At 71.7% G+C, this 18347-nt stretch carries 18 protein-coding genes and 1 pseudogene; 9 read left to right on the top strand and 10 right to left on the bottom strand.

From position 1 onward, the window contains the following. Positions 1-13 precede the first annotated feature (13 nt). Positions 14-1444 (bottom strand): argininosuccinate lyase, encoded by a 1431-nt coding sequence (argH, locus tag RKD23_RS30785; protein WP_424856660.1) that lies wholly within the window; start codon positions 1442-1444, stop codon positions 14-16. 106 nt (positions 1445-1550) lie between these two features. On the opposite strand from argH, the gene RKD23_RS30780 reads away from it, so the two are divergent. The 4 genes from RKD23_RS30780 (at position 1551) to RKD23_RS30765 (ending at position 4955) form a co-directional block, all read left to right on the top strand. Further along, positions 1551-2135: a pyridoxamine 5'-phosphate oxidase family protein gene (locus tag RKD23_RS30780; RefSeq protein WP_424856659.1), complete on the top strand. Its 585-nt coding sequence runs from the start codon at positions 1551-1553 to the stop codon at positions 2133-2135. Between the two features lie 150 nt (positions 2136-2285). Further along, positions 2286-3668, top strand: a complete 1383-nt coding sequence (locus RKD23_RS30775) for a ferredoxin reductase family protein (RefSeq protein ID WP_404042985.1) — start codon at positions 2286-2288, stop codon at positions 3666-3668. A 20-nt stretch (positions 3669-3688) separates the two neighbouring features. Further along, on the top strand, positions 3689-4117 hold the full coding sequence (locus tag RKD23_RS30770) for an FMN-binding protein (RefSeq protein WP_424856658.1): 429 nt from the start codon (positions 3689-3691) through the stop codon (positions 4115-4117). A 28-nt stretch (positions 4118-4145) separates the two neighbouring features. Then, entirely contained in the window at positions 4146-4955 is an 810-nt protein-coding gene (locus RKD23_RS30765) for an FAD:protein FMN transferase (protein ID WP_424858375.1), read from the top strand. On the opposite strand, the gene RKD23_RS30760 is transcribed toward RKD23_RS30765, so the two are convergent. Genes RKD23_RS30760 through argC form a run of 5 tightly spaced genes read right to left on the bottom strand, consistent with a single transcriptional unit; the run spans position 4897 to position 9733 of the window. After that, positions 4897-5436, bottom strand: a complete 540-nt coding sequence (locus tag RKD23_RS30760; RefSeq protein WP_399648552.1) for an arginine repressor — start codon at positions 5434-5436, stop codon at positions 4897-4899. The genes RKD23_RS30765 and RKD23_RS30760 overlap by 59 nt on opposite strands. Before the next feature lie 7 nt (positions 5437-5443). Then, positions 5444-6640 carry an acetylornithine transaminase gene (locus RKD23_RS30755; protein ID WP_424856657.1) on the bottom strand — a complete coding sequence of 399 codons (1197 nt, stop codon included), beginning with the start codon at positions 6638-6640 and terminating at the stop codon, positions 5444-5446. Next, positions 6637-7560 (bottom strand): acetylglutamate kinase, encoded by a 924-nt coding sequence (gene argB / locus RKD23_RS30750; protein WP_424856656.1) that lies wholly within the window; start codon positions 7558-7560, stop codon positions 6637-6639. Before argB ends, RKD23_RS30755 begins: the two co-directional genes overlap by 4 nt. Continuing rightward, the gene (gene argJ / locus RKD23_RS30745; RefSeq protein WP_424856655.1) at positions 7557-8708 is read right to left on the bottom strand and encodes a bifunctional glutamate N-acetyltransferase/amino-acid acetyltransferase ArgJ; all 1152 of its coding nucleotides are present in this window, start codon (positions 8706-8708) and stop codon (positions 7557-7559) included. The genes argB and argJ overlap by 4 nt, the downstream gene beginning before the upstream one ends. After that, positions 8705-9733 (bottom strand): N-acetyl-gamma-glutamyl-phosphate reductase, encoded by a 1029-nt coding sequence (gene argC / locus RKD23_RS30740; RefSeq protein WP_424856654.1) that lies wholly within the window; start codon positions 9731-9733, stop codon positions 8705-8707. Before argC ends, argJ begins: the two co-directional genes overlap by 4 nt. A gap of 47 nt (positions 9734-9780) precedes the next feature. Between argC and RKD23_RS30735 the strand changes: the two genes are divergently transcribed. Both RKD23_RS30735 and RKD23_RS30730 read left to right on the top strand, forming a co-directional pair. Next, positions 9781-10227, top strand: a complete 447-nt coding sequence (locus RKD23_RS30735) for a hypothetical protein (RefSeq protein ID WP_424856653.1) — start codon at positions 9781-9783, stop codon at positions 10225-10227. A 34-nt stretch (positions 10228-10261) separates the two neighbouring features. Further along, positions 10262-11455 (top strand): hypothetical protein, encoded by a 1194-nt coding sequence (locus tag RKD23_RS30730; protein ID WP_424856652.1) that lies wholly within the window; start codon positions 10262-10264, stop codon positions 11453-11455. 45 nt (positions 11456-11500) lie between these two features. Here RKD23_RS30730 and RKD23_RS30725 read toward each other — a convergent pair whose 3' ends face one another. Further along, complete coding sequence (locus RKD23_RS30725; RefSeq protein WP_424856651.1) at positions 11501-13996, bottom strand: alpha-L-arabinofuranosidase C-terminal domain-containing protein; 2496 nt, start codon at positions 13994-13996, stop codon at positions 11501-11503. A gap of 147 nt (positions 13997-14143) precedes the next feature. On the opposite strand from RKD23_RS30725, the gene RKD23_RS30720 reads away from it, so the two are divergent. Beyond that, complete coding sequence (locus RKD23_RS30720) at positions 14144-14635, top strand: DUF6314 family protein (protein WP_424856650.1); 492 nt, start codon at positions 14144-14146, stop codon at positions 14633-14635. Here RKD23_RS30720 and RKD23_RS30715 read toward each other — a convergent pair. The 3 genes from RKD23_RS30715 to RKD23_RS30705 form a co-directional block, all read right to left on the bottom strand. Beyond that, positions 14632-15213: a histidine phosphatase family protein gene (locus RKD23_RS30715; RefSeq protein WP_424856649.1), complete on the bottom strand. Its 582-nt coding sequence runs from the start codon at positions 15211-15213 to the stop codon at positions 14632-14634. The genes RKD23_RS30720 and RKD23_RS30715 overlap by 4 nt on opposite strands. Before the next feature lie 73 nt (positions 15214-15286). Continuing rightward, positions 15287-15727, bottom strand: a complete 441-nt coding sequence (locus RKD23_RS30710) for a GNAT family N-acetyltransferase (protein ID WP_424856648.1) — start codon at positions 15725-15727, stop codon at positions 15287-15289. Positions 15728-15770: 43 nt separating this feature from the next. Continuing rightward, positions 15771-17210 (bottom strand): PLP-dependent aminotransferase family protein, encoded by a 1440-nt coding sequence (locus RKD23_RS30705; RefSeq protein ID WP_424856647.1) that lies wholly within the window; start codon positions 17208-17210, stop codon positions 15771-15773. Between RKD23_RS30705 and RKD23_RS30700 the strand changes: the two genes are divergently transcribed. After that, positions 17209-18129 (top strand): DMT family transporter, encoded by a 921-nt coding sequence (locus RKD23_RS30700; RefSeq protein ID WP_424856646.1) that lies wholly within the window; start codon positions 17209-17211, stop codon positions 18127-18129. The two genes, RKD23_RS30705 and RKD23_RS30700, sit on opposite strands and share 2 nt — an antisense overlap. Before the next feature lie 19 nt (positions 18130-18148). After that, positions 18149-18340: pseudogene (locus tag RKD23_RS30695) on the top strand (DUF1918 domain-containing protein); the annotation flags it as partial. Positions 18341-18347: the final 7 nt, after the last annotated feature.

The following is an 18347-nucleotide window of genomic DNA, read 5'->3' as shown; positions in this document are numbered from 1 at the left end:
GTTGCTGCCAGGGTCAGGCCTGCTTGGCCGTGGCCCACTCGTGCTGCGCCGCCACGTCGGCCTTCACCTCGGCCAGCTGCACGGCGACCGCGCTCGGGGCCGTGCCGCCCCGGCCGTCGCGGGAGGCCAGGGCGCCGGGGACGTTGAGGACCGTGCGGACCTCGGGAGTGAGGTGCTCGGAGATCTTGGCGAACTGTTCGTCGGTGAGCTCGTCCAGCTCCTTACCCTCGGCCTCGGCGACCTTCACGCACTCGCCGGCGACCTCGTGGGCGACCCGGAAGGGGACGCCCTGCTTGACCAGCCACTCGGCGATGTCGGTGGCGAGGGAGAAGCCGGCCGGGGCCAGCTCCTCCATGCGCTCGCGGTGGACGGTGAGGGTGGCCATCATGCCGGTGAAGGCCGGGAGCAGGACCTCCAGCTGGTCGATGGAGTCGAAGACCGGCTCCTTGTCCTCCTGCAGGTCGCGGTTGTACGCGAGCGGGAGGGCCTTGAGGGTCGCCATCAGGCCGGTGAGGTTGCCGATCAGACGGCCCGACTTGCCGCGGGCCAGCTCGGCGATGTCCGGGTTCTTCTTCTGCGGCATGATCGAGGAGCCGGTGGAGAAGGCGTCGTGCAGGGTCACGAAGGAGAACTCCTTCGTGTTCCAGATGATGATCTCCTCGGCGATCCGGGAGATGTTCACCCCGATCATCGCCGTGATGAAGGCGAACTCGGCGACGAAGTCACGGGAGGCCGTGCCGTCGATGGAGTTGGCGGCGGAGCCGTGCTCGAAGCCGAGGTCCTTCGCCACCGCCTCCGGGTCCAGGCCGAGGCTGCTGCCGGCCAGGGCGCCCGAGCCGTACGGCGACACGGCCGTGCGCTCGTCCCACTGGCGCAGCCGCTCCGCGTCCCGGGACAGCGACTGGACGTGCGCCAGGACATGGTGGGCGAACAGCACCGGCTGGGCGTGCTGGAGGTGGGTGCGGCCGGGCATCGCCACGTCCGGGTGCGCCTCGGCGAGGCCGATCAGGGCGTCCTGGAGGTCGGCGATCAGACCGGCGACGATGCGGGCGTGGTCGCGCAGGTACATCCGGAACAGCGTGGCGACCTGGTCGTTGCGGGAGCGGCCCGCGCGCAGCTTGCCGCCGAGGTCCGGGCCGAGCCGCTCCAGCAGGCCGCGCTCCAGGGCGGTGTGGACGTCCTCGTCGGCGATGGTGCCCACGAAGTCGCCCGAGGCGACGTCCGTCTCCAGCTGGTCGAGGCCCGCGATCATCCGGGTCAGCTCGTCCTCGGTGAGGAGTCCGGCCTTGTGCAGCACGCGCGCGTGGGCGCGGGAACCGGCGATGTCGTAGGGGGCGAGCCGCCAGTCGAAGTGGACCGACGCGGACAGTTTCGCCAGGGCCTCCGCGGGGCCGTCCGCGAACCGGCCGCCCCAGAGCCGTACGTCACCGCTGTTGCTGCTCACTGCGCTGCTCCTCGGAAGACACCGTTGTTATGCATGAGTATGCAGACCCCTGCATGATTCGTCAATCTCGCTCGTGGGCAGTCCTTAGCGTCGATAATCTTTAGCCATGGGAAAGACTTACGAGCACATAGACGGCAGGCTTCGTACGTTCATCGAGGAACAGCCGGTCTTCTTCACCGCCACCGCCCCGCTGGCGGGAGACGGCACCATCAACCTCTCCCCCAAGGGTCTCAAGGGCTCCTTCGCGGTGCTGGACGAACACACCGTGGCGTACCTGGACTTCGCCGGGTCCAACGCGGAGACGGTCGCGCATCTGCGGGAGAACGGGCGGATCACCCTGATGTGGTGCGCGTTCCAGGGGCCGCCGAACATCGTGCGGGTGCACGGGCGGGGCGAGCCGGTGTTCCGTGACGACCCGCGGTTCACCGAACTCCTCGCCCGCTTCCCCGACATCGACCCCTCGCTCCATGGGCTGCGCGCGATCATCGTGGTGACGGCCGAGCTCGTGCGGGACACCTGTGGGTACGCCGTGCCCTTCATGTCGTACGACGAGGACCGGGATCTGCACGCTCGGCGCTTCGCGCGGGAGGACGACGCCTCGCTGGGGGCGTACTTCGAGAAGAAGGACCACATCGCCTCCAGCATGGACGGGTTGCCGGGGTTGCCGTTGCCTCTGCCGCCCATGCCGTAGGGGTTCTTGTGGGTTTGCGGGTGCGGGTTGTGTGTGGTTGCTCGCGCAGTTCCCCGCGCCCCTGAAGGGCATGTCCGCTCACGGCGTTGAACAGGTCCCGTCCCCTCTCCGTACCTCTGGGCCCAGGAAGACAGCAGTCCCGGAGGCATCGTGACCACCACGCTCGCAGGCGGTCGGGCCGCTCGTCGGCAGACCATGCGTCGGATACGACCGCGCCGCTCACCGGCCGTGCCGTTGCTGCTGGCGCTGTGGGCCGGTGCGGCCGGGGTGCTGTGGTTGTGGTGGGACAACACCCCGGCCGTCGCCGATCGGGCGGGGTGGGTCCTGGGCGCCGGGCGGATCACCGGGCTCGTGGCCGGGTATCTCATGGCGCTCGTCGTGCTGCAGATGGCACGGGTGCCCGCGCTGGAGCGGCGGGTGGGGTCGGACCGGGTCGCGCGCTGGCACGCCATGTCCGGGCGGTACACGCTGAGCCTGGTCCTCGCCCATGTCGTGCTGACCATGTGGGGGTACGCCCTCCAGGCCGGCAAGGGCCTCGGGGACGTCGTCCAGCAGACGGTCGACTCCGTCACCGGGCTGCCGGACATGGGCAAGGCGGCCGTCGGCACGGGTCTGCTGCTGGTCATCGGCCTGATCTCGGCCGGCCCGGTCCGCCGCCGGCTGCCGTACGACCTCTGGTACCACGTGCATCTGCTGACGTACGCGGCGGTGTTCCTGACGTTCTGGCACCAGATCGCCACCGGCAACGACTTCGCGGTGCAGCCGCTCGCGAAGACCGCGTGGACCGCGCTGTACGCGGCCGTCACCGGGCTGCTGCTGTGGTACCGCGTGCTGACGCCGGTGCGGCTCAATCTGCGGCACCGCATGCGGGTGGAGGCGGTGATCGAGGAGACGCCGGGCATCGTGTCGGTACTGATCGGCGGGCACAAGCTGCACCGGATGGGCGCCGAGGCCGGGCAGTTCTTCCGGTGGCGGTTCCTGGCGCCGGGCATGCGGTTCAGCTCGCACCCCTACTCGCTGTCGGCGGCGCCCCGGCCGGGCATGCTGCGCATCACCGTCAAGGCGATCGGCGACCACAGCTCCCGGCTGCGCGACCTCGAACCCGGCACCCGCGTGTGGGCCGAGGGGCCGTACGGCGCGCTGACCGCGCAGCGGCGCAGCCGGGGCAAGGTGCTGCTGGTCGCGGGCGGGGTCGGGATCACGCCGATGCGGGCGCTGTTCGAGACGCTGCCAGGCGCGGCCGGTGACATCACCCTGCTCTACCGGGCCAACAGCACCCAGGAGCTGGCCCTGTGGGACGAGCTGGCGGCCATCGCCGACGAGCGGGGCGCCCGGCTGATGTACGCGGTCAACAGCCCTGACGGCGAACGCCCGGACATCTCCCCCGAGTCGCTGCAGCGCAAGATCCCGGAGATCGAGCGCCACGACGTGTTCCTGTGCGGGCCGCCCGGTTTCGCGCAGTCGGTGTACGAGGCGCTGCGCGGCGCGGGTGTGCCGGCCCGGCGCATCCACCACGAGTCCTTCGAGATGTGAGCCGTGGAGTTGCGGAACCCATGAAGAAGAGCCATCCCGTCCGGCGTGCCCTGCTCGCCACCGTCGCCACCGTGTCCGGCGTCGTGCTGCTGCTGTCCCTCAAGCCGGCCTCCGACCCGGCCGCCGCGGCGCCTCCTCCCCCACCGGCGTCCGCCGCCGGGCGACCCGCCCCGGGCGCCGGCACGGTCACCGGTGCGGTCGCCGCGACCCAGTACGGCCCCGTCCAGGTCCGGATCACCCTCGCCGGCGGCAGGATCACCCGGGCCGAAGCCGTCCAGGCCCCGAGCGGCGGCCGCAGCACCGAGATCAACGGCAGCGCGGTACCTCAGCTCAACCAGGAGGCCGTGGCGGCGCAGAGCGCGCGGATCGACGCCGTGTCCGGGGCGACGTACACCAGCGAGGGCTACCGGAAGTCCCTGCAGTCGGCGCTGGACCAGGCCGGTGGCTGACTCCCGGGTGCGGCGCACGGAGGAGGTCATGGGGACGGTGTTCTCCTTCGACGTCCGCGGCGGGGGACCCGAGGCGCTCGACGCGGCCGTAGCCGAACTGCACCGCCTCGACGCTCTGTTCAGCACCTACCGCGAGAACAGCCAGCTCTCCCGGCTCGCGCGCGGGGAGCTGGACCTCGCCGACTGCGACCCGGTCGTGGCCGAGGTGCTCGAACTGGCCGCCGAGGCCGAACGGCTCAGCGACGGCTGGTTCAGCCCCCGTTACGCCGGCCGCCTCGATCCCACCGGCATCGTCAAGGGCTGGGCCACCGAACGCGTGGCACACCTGCTGCGGGACGCCGGCGCGACCGCGGTCAACGTCAACGGCGGCGGAGACGTCCAGCTGCTCGGCTCCCCGGGCGGCCAACAGCCCTGGCAGGTCGGCGTGGCCGACCCCCTGCGGCCGGGCGAGCTGGCGGCGGTGATCTCCTCGGCGCAGGCGACCGAACTGGCGGTGGCCACCTCCGGCACGGCCGAGCGCGGCGCGCACATCATGGACCCGCGCACCGGAAGCCCGGCGACCACGGACCTCCTGTCGGTGACCGTGGCAGGCCCGTCCCTGACCTGGGCCGACTGCTGGGCGACAGCGGCTTTCGCGATGGGATCGAAACGGGCCCGGAGGTGGCTGGAGTCCCTACCGGACGTGGAAGCGATCCTGATGACAGACGCCCCTAGGGGCGCGGGGAACTGCGCGAGAACCACAGACGACCCGCACCCGGCAACGGCGACGAAGAACCCCCTCAGTGCCCGTTCTGAGCCAACCGCAGCAAATGATCGGCCAGCGCCTGCCCACCCGTAGGGTTCCGGCTGATCAACAGCAACGTGTCGTCACCCGCGATGGTCCCCAGAATGTCGTGCAGCTCGGCCTGATCGATGGCCGAGGCGAGAAACTGCGCAGCCCCCGGAGGGGTACGCAGGACCACGAGATTCGCCGAGGCCTCCGCGGAGATCAGCAGCTCCTGCGAGAGCCGCCGCATCCGCTCCTCCTTGGCGGACTCCCCGAGCGGAGCGCGAGGCGTACGGAACCCCCCTTCGCTGGGCACGGCGTAGATCAGCTCACCGTCGGTGTTGCGGATCTTCACCGCGTTCAGCTCGTCGAGGTCCCGGGACAGCGTCGCCTGCGTGACGGTCAGCCCGTCGTCCGCGAGCAGCTTCGCCAGCTGGCTCTGCGACCGCACCGGCTGCCGGTTGAGGATGTCCACGATCCGGCGGTGACGTGCGGTGCGGGTCTGCGGCACGGCCGGCCCGGAGGTCTGGTCGTGATCCTGCGCCTGGCTCATCGTCGTCTCATTCTCCGGCTCGTCCGTCCCCGTCGACTGCGTCAAGGATGCCGGGCAGCGCCTGAAGAAGCGCTTCCACTTCCTCCTGGCCGATGTTCAGCGGCGGCATGAGCCGTACGACATCGGGGGCAGGCGCGTTCAGCAGGAAACCGGCGTCCTGAGCCGCCTGCTGCACCTTCGTCGAGAGCGGCTCGGTGAGCACGATACCCAGGAGCAGGCCGGCGCCCCGGACATGGGAGACCAGCGGGTGACCGAGGGACTCGATTCCCTCGCGCAGCGCCTCGCCCTGCTGCTTGACGTTCTCCAGCAGCCCTTCGTTCTCGATGGTGTCCAGCACGGCCAGGCCCGCCGCGCAGGCGACCGGGTTGCCGCCGAAGGTGGTGCCGTGGTGGCCGGGCTGGAGCAGCTCGGCGGCCCGGCCGAAGGCGACGGTCGCGCCGAGGGGCAGTCCGCCGCCGAGCTGCTTGGCGAGGGTGACGATGTCGGGCAGGACGCCCTCGTGGGCCTGGTACTCGAACCAGTTGCCGGTACGGCCGATGCCGGTCTGCACCTCGTCGAGGACGAGCAGCGCGCCGGTGGCGGCGGTGATGGCGCGGGCGGCCTTGAGGTAGCCGGGCGGCGGGACGACGACGCCGAGCTCGCCCTGGATCGGCTCGATGATGACCAGGGCGGTGTCCTCGGTGACCGCGGCGGCCAGGGCCTGCGCGTCACCGAACGGCACGTGGGTGACGTCGCCGGGCAGCGGCAGGAAGGGTTCCTGCTTGGCGGGCTGGCCGGTGAGCGCGAGGGCACCCATGGTGCGGCCGTGGAAGCCGCCCTGGGTGGCGACCATGTGGGTCCGCCCGGTGAGCCGGCCGATCTTGAAGGCGGCCTCGTTGGCCTCGGCGCCGGAGTTGCAGAAGAAGACCTTGCCCTCGCGGCCGAAGTGTCGGATCAGCCGCTCGGCGAGCGTCACGGTCGGCTCGGCCATGAAGAAGTTGGAGATGTGGCCGAGGGAGCCGATCTGCCTGCTGACGGCCTCGACGATCGCCGGGTGGGCGTGGCCGAGCGCGTTGGTGGCGATGCCGCCGACGAAGTCGAGGTACGGCCGGCCGTCGGCGTCCCAGACCGTGGTGCCCTCACCGCGGACGAGGGGCAGCCGCGGGGTGCCGTAGTTGTTCATGAGCGCGCCCTGCCACCGCGCGGTCATCTCCTGGTTGCTCATGACTCCCCCTCTTTTTTCTGGCCCTCGGTGTTCTGATCGGGCACGACCATGGTGCCGATGCCTTCGTCGGTGAAGATCTCCAGCAGGATGGAGTGCTGGACCCGGCCGTCGATGACGCGGGCGGTCGTCACGCCGTTGCGGACGGCGTGCAGGCAGCCCTCCATCTTCGGGACCATGCCGGAGGACAGCTCCGGCAGCAGCTTCTCCAGCTGGGATGCGGTGAGGCGGCTGATCACCTCGTCGGAGTTCGGCCAGTCCTCGTAGAGACCCTCGACGTCGGTGAGGACCATGAGGGTCTCGGCGCCCAGTGCCGCAGCGAGAGCCGCAGCCGCCGTATCAGCATTGACGTTGTAGACATGTCCGTCGTCCTGGCTTCGTGCGATCGACGAGACGACCGGGATACGGCCGTCCGCGAGCAGGGCCTCGATGGCGCCCGTGTCGATGGCGGTGATCTCGCCGACGCGGCCGATGTCGACGCTCTCGCCGTCGATCTCGGGCTGGTGCTTGGTGGCGGTGATGGTGTGCGCGTCCTCGCCGGTGAGGCCGACGGCGAGCGGCCCGTGCTGGTTGAGCAGGCCGACCAGTTCGCGCTGCACCTGGCCGGCGAGCACCATGCGTACGACGTCCATGGCGTCCTCGGTGGTGACGCGCAGGCCCGCCTTGAACTCGCTGACGATGCCGTGCTTGTCGAGGGCGGCGCTGATCTGGGGGCCGCCGCCGTGCACGACGACCGGCTTGAGGCCGGCGTGGTGCAGGAAGACGACGTCCTGGGCGAAGGCGGCCTTCAGTTCCTCGTCGATCATGGCGTTGCCGCCGAACTTGATGACGACGGTCTTGCCGTTGTGGCGGACCAGCCAGGGCAGCGCTTCGATGAGGATCTGGGCCTTGGGGAGGGCGGTGTGCTTCCGCGTGGTGCTCATGAGGAGTAGGCGCTGTTCTCGTGGACGTAGTCGGCGGTGAGGTCGTTGGTCCAGATGGTGGCGGTCTCGTCGCCCGCGGCGAGGTCGGCGACGATGTGCACCTCGCGGTAGCGCATGTCGACCTTGTCGCGGTCCTCGCCGACCGAGCCGTTCTTGCAGACCCAGACGCCGTTGATGGCGACGTTGAGCTGGTCCGGGTCGAAGGCGGCGGACGTGGTGCCGATCGCGGAGAGGACGCGGCCCCAGTTGGGGTCCTCGCCGTGGATGGCGCACTTGAGGAGGTTGTTGCGGGCGATGGACCGGCCGACCTCGACGGCGTCGGCCTCGGTCGCGGCGTTGATCACCTCGACCTTGATGTCCTTGCTGGCGCCCTCGGCGTCGCGGATCAGCTGCTGGCCGAGGTCGTCGCAGACGGTCCTCACGGCCTCGGCGAACTCAGCGTACTCGGGCGTGACACCTGAGGCGCCGGAGGCCAGCAGGAGCACGGTGTCGTTGGTGGACATGCAGCCGTCGGAGTCGACCCGGTCGAAGGTGGTGCGGGTCGCGGCGCGCAGGGCCTGGTCCAGGGCGGCGCTGTCCAGGTCGGCGTCCGTGGTGATCACCACGAGCATGGTGGCGAGGCCGGGGGCGAGCATGCCGGCGCCCTTGGCCATGCCGCCGACGGTCCAGCCGTCCTTGGTGACGACGGACGTCTTGTGGACGGTGTCGGTGGTCTTGATGGCGATGGCCGCCTTCTCGCCGCCGTGCTCGGAGAGCTGGGCGGCGGCGGTCTCGACGCCGGGGAGCAGCTTGTCCATCGGCAGCAGGACGCCGATCAGGCCGGTGGAGCAGACCGCGACCTCGCCCGCGCCGATGTTCAGCACTTCCGCCGCCTTCTCGGCGGTGGCGTGGGTGTCCTGGAAGCCCTTGGGGCCGGTGCAGGCGTTGGCGCCGCCGGAGTTGAGGACGACCGCGGTCAGCTCGCCGGTCTTCAGGACCTGCTCGGACCACAGGACGGGGGCGGCCTTGACGCGGTTGGAGGTGAAGACGCCGGCGGCGGCGCGGCGCGGGCCGTTGTTGACCACGAGGGCCAGGTCCGGGTTGCCGTTCTCCTTGATCCCGGCGGCGATGCCCGCTGCCGTGAATCCCTTCGCTGCCGTCACGCTCACGGCGCAACTCCGATCGTCGTCAGTCCCGTGGTCTCGTCGAGACCGAGGGCGATGTTCATGCTCTGGACGGCACCGCCTGCGGTGCCCTTGGTGAGATTGTCGATGGCGCTGATCGCGATGATGCGGTGCGCGGCGGCGTCGTACGCGACCTGGACCTGAACGGCGTTGGAACCGTAGACGGACGCCGTGGCGGGCCACTGGCCCTCGGGGAGCAGGTGGACGAACGGCTCGTCGGCGAAGGCCTTGGTGTAGGCGGCGCGGACGGACTCGGCGGTGACGCCGGGCCTGGCCTTGGCGGTGCAGGTGGCGAGGATGCCGCGGGGCATGGGGGCAAGGGTGGGCGTGAAGGAGACGGAGATGCGCTCGTCCGCCACGCCGCTGAGGTTCTGGATCATCTCGGGGGTGTGCCGGTGGCCGCCGCCGACGCCGTACGGGGTCATGGAGCCCATGACCTCGCTGCCCAGCAGATGCGGCTTGGGTGCCTTGCCGGCGCCGGAGGTGCCGGACGCGGCGACGACGACGGCCTCGGGCTCGGCGAGGTCGGCGGCGTAGGCCGGGAACAGGGCGAGCGAGACCGCGGTGGGGTAGCAACCGGGCACCGCGACGCGCTTGGACCCCTCCAGCGCGGCGCGGGCACCCGGAAGTTCGGGGAGGCCGTAGGGCCAGGTGCCGGCGTGCGGGGAGCCGTAGAACGTCTCCCAGTCGGCGGCGTCCTTCAGCCGGAAGTCGGCTCCCATGTCGACGACCAGGACGTCCGGGCCGAGCTGCTCGGCCACCGCGGCGGACTGCCCGTGCGGCAGGGCGAGGAACACGACGTCGTGCCCGGCGAGCACCTCGGCGGTCGTCTCCTGGAGCACCCGGTCGGCCAGCGGCAGCAGATGCGGCTGCAGTGCGCCCAGCCGCTGCCCGGCGTTGGAGTTCCCGGTCAGCGCGCCGATCTCCACCTCGGGGTGCCCCAGGAGCAGGCGCAGCACCTCGCCGCCCGCGTACCCGCTCGCTCCGGCCACTGCCGCTCGTACCGTCATGGAACCCTCCTCCTGGATGGCATGACTATACGTTTCGCTGCACGTTTATGCAATCGCTTCGCGGAGGAGGTGCCCAGGCCCGCTCAGCGGCCGGTTCGCCGCCGAGGAGGTGCCCCGGCGCGCTCACCGGCCGGTTCGCCGCCCTGCTGGCGCTGCAGGACCAGAACGTGATGGGCCGGGGCGCGGTCGGTTTCGACCTCGCGGACCTCGACTGGGGGGACTCGGCCGAGGAGCGCGGCGCGGCGAAGGACTTCGTGCTGCGGGTCGTCGGCCTGGCCGCGCGGCGCCACCGGTGGGACGACCTCGGCTACGACCCTCCGTACGCCGAGGCGTGTCTGCGTCGGTTCCACGAGATCGTCGAGGGCTTCGACCCGGCCGGCGCGCGCCCGGCGGGCGACGTGCTGCCGGTGGAGGGGTGCGGCGCCTGCTGCGTGCGGCACCGGATGCTGAGCGCGCTGCCGTTCTGGGACGGGTGCGTGTTCTGTCACCGGTGACAGAATCGGGGTCCCGCCGAAGATCATCCGGAGGATGCGCGTGTGCCCGAGCCTGACCGACTTCACCGAGATCTACGCCGCCCAGCCGCCGGAACCCGTGGCTGTGGACTGGGAGGTCGTCGAGGAGTGGCTCGGGGTGCGGTTGCCCGGTGACTACCGGCGGCTGGCCGGGGAGTGCGGCCCTGTGGAGGTGGGCGGGTTCCTCAATGTGCATGTGCCCTGCGGGGACGGGGACGCGTACGACTGGAGCAGGTGGCTGCGGCGGGTGCTGCGGGACGCGCGGGGCGAGGCCGGGTGTCCGGTGCTGTACCCGGAGCCCGGTGGGCTGCTGCCGTGGGGCGACAGCGAGGACGGGGATCTGTTCTTCTGGGACACATCCAGGTCGGAGGATCCCGACGCATGGCCCGTCGTCGTGCTGCATCGGGGGGCGATACCCGGCAGCGGGCTGCTGCCCTGGCATCGGTACGAGGTGGGGCTCGGCGCGTATCTGCGGTACGCCGTGCGGGAGGGGTGGGAGACGCCCACGCCGCCGGGGCCGGTGATCGGGCCGCTGTACGGGAGCCGGGCCCGGCCGGACTTCCTGGCGGACTCTCCCGTGCCATGGGCCCCGCCGGTGCCGGTGCCCTCGCGGCTCGGCGAGGAGGAGCGGCGACTCGCCCTGGAGACCGGCACCGGGCTCGACGCGCTGCGGCTGCTCGCGCCCCCGCCCGTCGAGCCGTATCTCGGGGGCGGTGTCTGGGACGGGCTGTTCGCGGAACTCGGCACGCGGCTGCCCACCGAGTACGTGGCGCTGATGGACCTGTACGGCGCCGGGATCTGGAGCGAGTGGCTGCGCTTCCACACCCCGCTGCGGACGGGCGAGCGGCGGTTCGTCACGCACGTCGAGGAGACGCTGGACGGCTACCGGAGCCTGCGGGAGAGCCACCCGGACGACTTTCCGCTGCCGGCGTGGCCCGAGCCGGGCGGTTTCCTGCCGTTCGCCAACTCCATCGACGCCGACTATCTGGGCTGGCTCACCAAAGGGCCGGACCCCGACGCCTGGCCCCTGGTGTTCTGGCCCCGGCATGCCCGGCAGGGACCGCCGCTGGAGGGCGGACTGCTGGACACGCTGCTCGCCTGGCAGCGCGGGGCGCTCGTCACGCCGGGGCTGGCGCGGCTGGACGACGAGGAGGACGACCCGGTGGAGTTCGCCGGGTTCCGGTCGTGGGACGACCGGGCCTACTGGTGACAGGCGGGCCACCGCCAAGACGATGGCCCGCTCCGTCGTCGCCCGTCAGTCCTGCCTGATCCGCAGGAACGTGACCGAGTTCGCCGGGAAGGTGTACGAGAACTTCTCGGCGACGCCCGAGAAGGTGGACGTCACCGGGGTGACCGGCGTGTCCGACTCGGTGTTCACGTCGCCGGGGTCGGCGGCCAGGGTGGTCACCCGGGCCCGCGAGGAGACGTCGTCGCGGCCGAGGTCGATCGCCGTACGGGCGGCCGTCGGCTGGGCGTTGACGACCTTGACGATCAGGTCGCCGGTGCGCTCGTCCTCGGTGACGACCTGGCGGAAGGGCTCGGCCTGCTTGTCGTCGGTGAAGCTGTCCCAGAGCGTGCCGTCGACGTAGAGGCTCACCTGGCGGCCGCGGACCTTGACCTGAAGGTCGTAGGTGCGGCCGGTCTCGATGGAGCCGGCCTTGGAGAGCAGGGTCGACTTGCCGCCGTTCACGGCCTGCTCGACGGCGGACTGGGTGTTGTTCCAGCCGCCGAGGTTCCACCAGTAGTAGTTGCCGGTGTCCTTGACGCCGAAGGCGACGAGGAAGCCCTCCTTGCCGGACTTCTTGGTGGCCTTCACGTTCAGGTCGTAGTCGTGCCAGGCCGGGTCACCGGCGGTGACCAGGGTGTTCTCGGCGGCCGCGTCGGTCTGGACGTAGGCCCCGTCCTGGACGCTCCAACTGCCGGCGCCGCTGTGGGTCCACTTGGAGGCGTCACCGGAGAAGTCGTCGCTGAGCAGGGTGGTGCCGTCGGCCGCCGTGACCTTGACGTCGTCGTACGCCGCGCTGGTCGCCCACGTCGACAGGCCGACCGCGCCGGTGATCGGGGCGCTGACGTCCGGGGTGCCGGTCGCGGTGGAGGGCACGACCCGGTCGCCGACGTTGGTCATGAACAGCTTCTGGACCTCGTAGTTGGCGGAGTTCCAGGAGGCGTGGTTGTTGAACCAGATCAGGTCCGGCCGCCACTGCACATAGTCCTCGTTGGCGAGCAGCGGAGCGTAGGAGGCGAGCTTGACGACGTCGGCGTTGCGCTCCAGGCCGGTCATGAACGCGGCTTCGGAGAGGGCGTTCTCGAACGCGTTGCCCTGGGAGGCGTACTCGCCGAGGAAGACCTTGGGGCCGTTCCTGTCGTAGCTGTCGTAGCGGTCGTTGTTCTGCAGGAACCACTGGGGGCTGTTGTAGTAGTGCTCGTCGACCATGTCGACGCCCGCCTCGCGGTTGAGCTTCCAGGCGGTGTCGAAGACGGTGCCGGTGTCGTCGGGGCCGGAGTTGGAGATGACGGTGATCTCCGGGTGCCGCGCCTCGACGGCGGCGCGGAACTGCTGGAAGCGGGCGAAGAACTCCTGGGGGAGGTTCTCCTCGTTGCCCACCTCGATGTGGGTGAGGTGGAACGGCTTGGGGTGGCCCATCTCGGCGCGCTTGCGGCCCCAGGTCGAGGTCGCCGGGCCGTTGGCGAACTCGATCAGGTCCAGGGTGTCCTGGATGTGCCGCTTCAGCAGGGCGTCGTCGGTCACGGCCCGGTTCTGGCCGCAGCCGGTCACCAGCGCGGGCACGACGGGCAGCGGCATCGCGCCGATGTCCTCGGAGAGGCGGAAGTACTCGTAGTAGCCGAGGCCGTAGGACTGGTTGTAGCCCCAGAAGTTGGCGTTGGTGGCGCGCTGCTCGACGGGGCCGATGGTGTCCTTCCACTGGTAGCTGCGCTTGCGCTGCCAGCCGGAGGCCTCGCTGTAGTCCTGCATCGAGCCGGTGTTGACCAGGCAGCCGCCGGGGAAGCGGACGAAGCCCGGGTGCAGGGCCTCGATCTTCTCGGCGAGGTCCTTGCGCAGGCCGTTCGCCTGGCCTTTGTACGTGTCGCGCGGGAAGAGCGAGACCATGTCGAGGGCGGCGGCACCGGAGGACGTCACGGCGAGGCGGCCGCGCGAGCTGGTGCGGGTCGCGGTGAAGGTGGCGGTGTACTTCCGCCAGCCGCCCGACACCGCCACCTGGCGGGCTGTCGCGAGGGGGCCGGCGGCGTCCCGCAGGGCGACCGTGAGGGTGCTGCCTGCCTCGGCGCGGGCCCACACCGAGAAGTCGTAGCGCTTGCCCTGCTCGACGCGGACTCCGGTGTTGTAGCCGGAGTTCGTGACGGTCGAGCCGGCGCCCAGGGAGAGGTAGTTGCGGTTGCGGTCGTTCAGGCGGCCGGTGTCGTTCAGGACCTGGGCCGTGCCGTCCACCGCCCAGGAGGTCAGGGGCGTGTAGGAGCCGTTGTCGGCGGTGGAGTACTCGAAGGACCGGTTCTGTACGAGTTCGGCGTACAGGCCGCCGTCGGCGGCGCGGTTGATGTCCTCGAAGAAGACGCCGTACATCGTGTCGTCGATGGCCGCGCCCCGGGCGCCGGGGTCGAGGGTGATCGCGTAGTCCGTGACCGCCTCGGCGTGGGCGGGGGCGGGGACGACGACGGCCGTGGCCGCCAGGACGGCACCGGCGGTGAGGCCGACTCGCCGGCGGACCCGGCGTGTGCGGGTGGTGCGTGACATGGATACTCCGCGGCTCGGCCCCTGCTCGGGGCGCATGATGGTTCGAAATATCGGACGCTGGTCAGCACTTCGAACGGCAAGATAGGGAGGGGGCGTTGACGCGTCAATGGGTCGCGCAGGGACGGCCGGGAAAGGACCGCGGGCGAGATGGACGAGTTCTGGCCAGTGCCCGCTGCGCTCGCCTATCTGGCGGGGGGATGGCGGGTCGAACGGGTCGTATGCGATCTAGGGGACGGCACGGAAGGCGTCTTCACCGGGACCACCGATTTCACGCCACTTTCCGGCGGCGGCCTGCTGCACCGGGAGACCGGCGACTTCACCTGGCACGGGGTCACCCGGCCCGCCGAGCGGACGCTGCGCTTCCTGCCGGGGTCACAGGCCGGGACGGCGGACGTCCGCTTCGCCGACGGGCGGCCCTTCCACTCGCTCGACCTGAGGACCGGCCGGCACATCGCCGACCACCCCTGCTCCGCGGACCTCTACCACGGGGAGTTCACCGTGACCGGCCCCGACCGTTGGCGCACGGTGTGGCGGGTGGGCGGACCGGCGAAGGACCTGCTGCTGGTCACGGACTACACGCGCGAAACCGCCGAGGGCCAGACCCCGCGACGTCGGCATGATCCGGAAGACAGGCCCTAGGCCGCGGCGGCCATGTCGAGGCGCAGGTTCCAGCGGCCCCGCTGACCGGCCAGCGTGGTGGCCGACAAGGGGCGCACGTCGAGGTTCCAGTACGTCGAGGGCGGGGCCTTCAGGGCGTACACCAGCGCGGCCCGGATCACCGAGGGCTCGGCCACCGCGACGATACGGCAGCCGTCCTCCACGGGGCGGGTGTCCAGCCAGCCGCCGACCCGGGAGATGAACGCCAGCAGCGACTCGCCGCCGTGCGGAGTGGCGCGCGGGTCGGCGAGCCAGGCGTCCACCGCGCCCGGCTCACGGGCCATCGCCTCGCCCAGCGTCAGCCCGTTCCAGCGGCCCATGTCGCAGTCGCGCAGGGCGAGCTGCACCAGCGGCGCGTAGCCGAGGGCGTCACCGGTCGCGCGGCTGCGCGGGGTGGGAGAGCAGTAGCGCAGGTCGGCCGCCGCGAGCGGCAGCAGGCCGCCGGCGACGTGCTGGACCTCGTCCCAGCCCGCCTGGTCCAGCGGCCGGTCGTCCTGGAAGCGCTCGGCGAGCAGCGCGGAGCTGCGCGCGGCGGCGACGAAGGTGACCCGAAGTGCCATGCGGGGATGGTGGGCCTGCAGAGTGCGCTGGTCAAGAGGCGTTACTGATGGGTTACGCAGAGTGGGCCGGGTCTCACTGGCCGAAAAGGAGCGCCATCCACTGGTCCGGGTTCTCCAGCGGGGCGAACCCGGCCCTCTCGTACACCCCGTGGGCGTCGTGCGTGGCGAGGAGCATGCGCCGCAGCCCGTACGGCCGCAGCTCCTCGCGCACCGCCACGGCGAGCGCCGTGCCGACCCCCTTGCCGCGCACCGACCGGTCCACATAGACGTCGCACAGCCAGGCGAAGGTCGCCCGGTCGGTGACGACCCGGGCGTACGCCACCTGCTCCCCCGACGCCGTGTCGTACACCCCGAAGTTGAGCGACCCCTCGATGGCCCGGTCCTGTTTCTCGCGGGGCCGGCCCGTCGCCCAGTACGCGTCGGTGGACAGCCAGCGGTGCACCCGCTCGGCGTCGATGCGGTCGGGGTCGGTGGAGAGCTCGTAGCCGTCGGGGAGGGCGGTGGTGTCTGTCATGCGGGGATGCTCGCAGCCCGGCGCGGGGCCGGTCGACCGGGTTTCACGAGCCGCGCAGCTCCTCGCAGGCCGCCCCCAGGCGTCGTACGCCCTCGGCGATCTCGTTCGTACCGGCCGCCGCGGCGAAGCTGAGGCGGAGGTGGCCGGCGGGCGGCTCGGCGCAGAAGTAGGGGCGGCCGGGGGTGAGGGAGACACCGGCGCGGGCGCCGGCGGAGGGCAGGAGGGTCTCGTCGAGGTCGTCGGGGAGGCGGACCCAGAGCTGGTAGCCGCCGGAGGGGACGTGCGGCAGGTCGAGGTCGGGCAGGTGCAGCCTGAGGGCCGAGACCATCGCGTCCCGGCGGGCGCGCAACTGGGTGCCGAGGGCGCGCAGATGGCGGGGCCAGGCCGGGGAGCCGACCAGTTCCAGGGCGGCCTCCTGCAGGGGCCGGGGGACGAAGAAGGTGTCGACGACCTGGATGGCCCGCAGCCGCTCGAGGACGGGCCCGCGGGCGACGAGCGCGCTCACCCGGAAGCTCGGCGAGGTCGCCTTGGTCAGCGAGCCGACGTGGACGACGACGCCGTCGGGGTCGTCGGCGACCAGCGGGCGCGGCAGCACACCGGCGTCCTCGTGGGCGAGGCGTCGTACGAAGTCGTCCTCGATGACGAAGGCGCCGGCCGCGCGGGCGATCCGCAGCACCTCACCGCGCCGCTCGGGGGCGAGCACGGCGCCGGTGGGGTTCTGGAACAGCGGCTGGCAGACGAACACCCGGGCGCCGGTGGCCTTGAAGGCGTCGGCCAGCAGCTCCGGGCGCACCCCGTCGGCGTCCATCGGGACCGGCACCGGGCGCAGGCCCGCGGCCCGCGCGATGGCCAGCATGCCGGGGTAGGTGGGCGACTCGACGAGGACGGGCGCGCCGGGCGGGGCCAGCGCCCGGAAGGCGGTGGTGAGCGCCGACTGGCCGCCCGCGGTGACGAGCACATCGGCGGCGCTGACGGTGTCGCCGAGGCCGCGCGCGAACCACTCCCGCAGCTCCGGCAGCCCCTCCAGCGGCGGCCGGCCCCACGCGCCGGGACGCCGTCCGGCCCGGGACAGGGCGGCGGCCATCGCCTTCTCGGGCTGGAGGGAGGGGTGCAGATAGCCGCCGCTGAACTCGATCACCCCGGCCGCCGGGGCGGCGAGCGACACGGTCACCCCGGAGGCGTCCACCGTGCGCGGCACCAGGTCGGCGGCGCCGTCGGCGCTGAGCGCGACCTCCTGCCAGGAGGTGTCCCCGGTCGCGGCGGGCGCCTCGCGGGGCCGTGCCCGGAAGGCCCCGGCACCGGGGCGCGTGACCACCAGTCCCTCGGCGGCCAGCTGGGCCAGCGCCCGCGACACGGTCACCGGGCTCACCCGGAACCGCTCGACAAGGGCCCGGCTCGACGGCAGCTTCTCACCCGGAGAGTAGCGGTTGAGCTCGCTCCGCAGGGTGTTCGCCAGTTCACCGACACTGCTACGCTCATGCATGAGAGCACAGAGTAGCGCTATCGCCCCGAGTCGGATAGCAGTCGACGCCCTGCAGCAGCGGTCGTCCTCCTTCGGCGTCGTCCAGGCCGCACTGGGCGTCACCGCCTTCTCGCTGACCTTCCCCGCGACCGCCTGGGGCCTGGAGGGCTTCGGCCCCTGGTCGCTGGTGGCCGTGCGCAGCGTGCTCGCCGCGCTGATCGCGGGCGGCTGTCTGCTGGCGCTGCGGGTGCCGCTGCCCGCGCGGGCGCACTGGGCGGGGCTCGCGGTGGTCGGCGCCGGAGTCGTCGTCGGGTTCCCGCTGCTCACCACCCTCGCGCTGCAGACGTCCACCACCGCGCACGCGGCCGTCGTGGTCGGACTGCTCCCGCTGACCACCGCCGCCCTGTCCGCGCTGCGCATGGGCAACCGTCCCTCGCGGACCTTCTGGACGGCGGCGCTGGCCGGCGCGGCCGCGGTCGTGGCGTTCACCGTGCAGCAGAGCGGCGGCGCCCTCACCGGCGCCGACCTCTATCTCTTCGCCGCGCTGCTGGTGTGCGCGGCCGGCTACACCGAGGGCGGCCGCCTGGCCCGGGTGATGCCCGGCTGGCAGGTCATCGGCTGGGCGCTGGTGCTGTGCGCGCCGCTCGGGGTGATCGGGTCTGCGGTGGCGCTGTCGTACGAACCCGTGCACCTGACCGGGCACAGCCTGGCCGGGCTGCTGTGGGTGGCGGCGGGCTCGCAGTTCCTGGGTCTGGTCGTCTGGTACCGGGGCATGGCGGTCATCGGCATTCCCAAGGCCAGCCAGTTGCAGTTGGCCCAGCCGCTGCTCACACTGGTGTGGTCGGTGCTGCTGCTGGGCGAGCACCTGACAGTGGCCGCCCCGCTGACGGCCGCGGCGGTGCTGGTGTGCATCGCCGTGACCCAACGGGCGCGCGGCTGACACACCTTGAGGAGGCCCGATGCGTGCAACCGTGGGCGACCAGCTTGTCCAGCACGGCAGGGTGGTCGGACAGCACGACAAGGTCGGCGAGATCGTCGAAGTGATGGGGCAGGAGGGCACCCCTCCGTACCGCGTCCGCTTCGAGGACGGCCACGAGGGCGTCTGCTCCCCGGGGCCGGACACCGAGATCCGGCACAAGAAGTCGATGACCGGCCAGG

Origin of the sequence: Streptomyces sp. SAI-170 (assembly GCF_049739565.1) — a bacterium.
In the GTDB taxonomy this organism is placed as follows: domain Bacteria; phylum Actinomycetota; class Actinomycetes; order Streptomycetales; family Streptomycetaceae; genus Streptomyces.
Note: the sequence above shows the minus strand (reverse complement) of the source record. Positions and strands in the feature narration are given on the sequence as shown.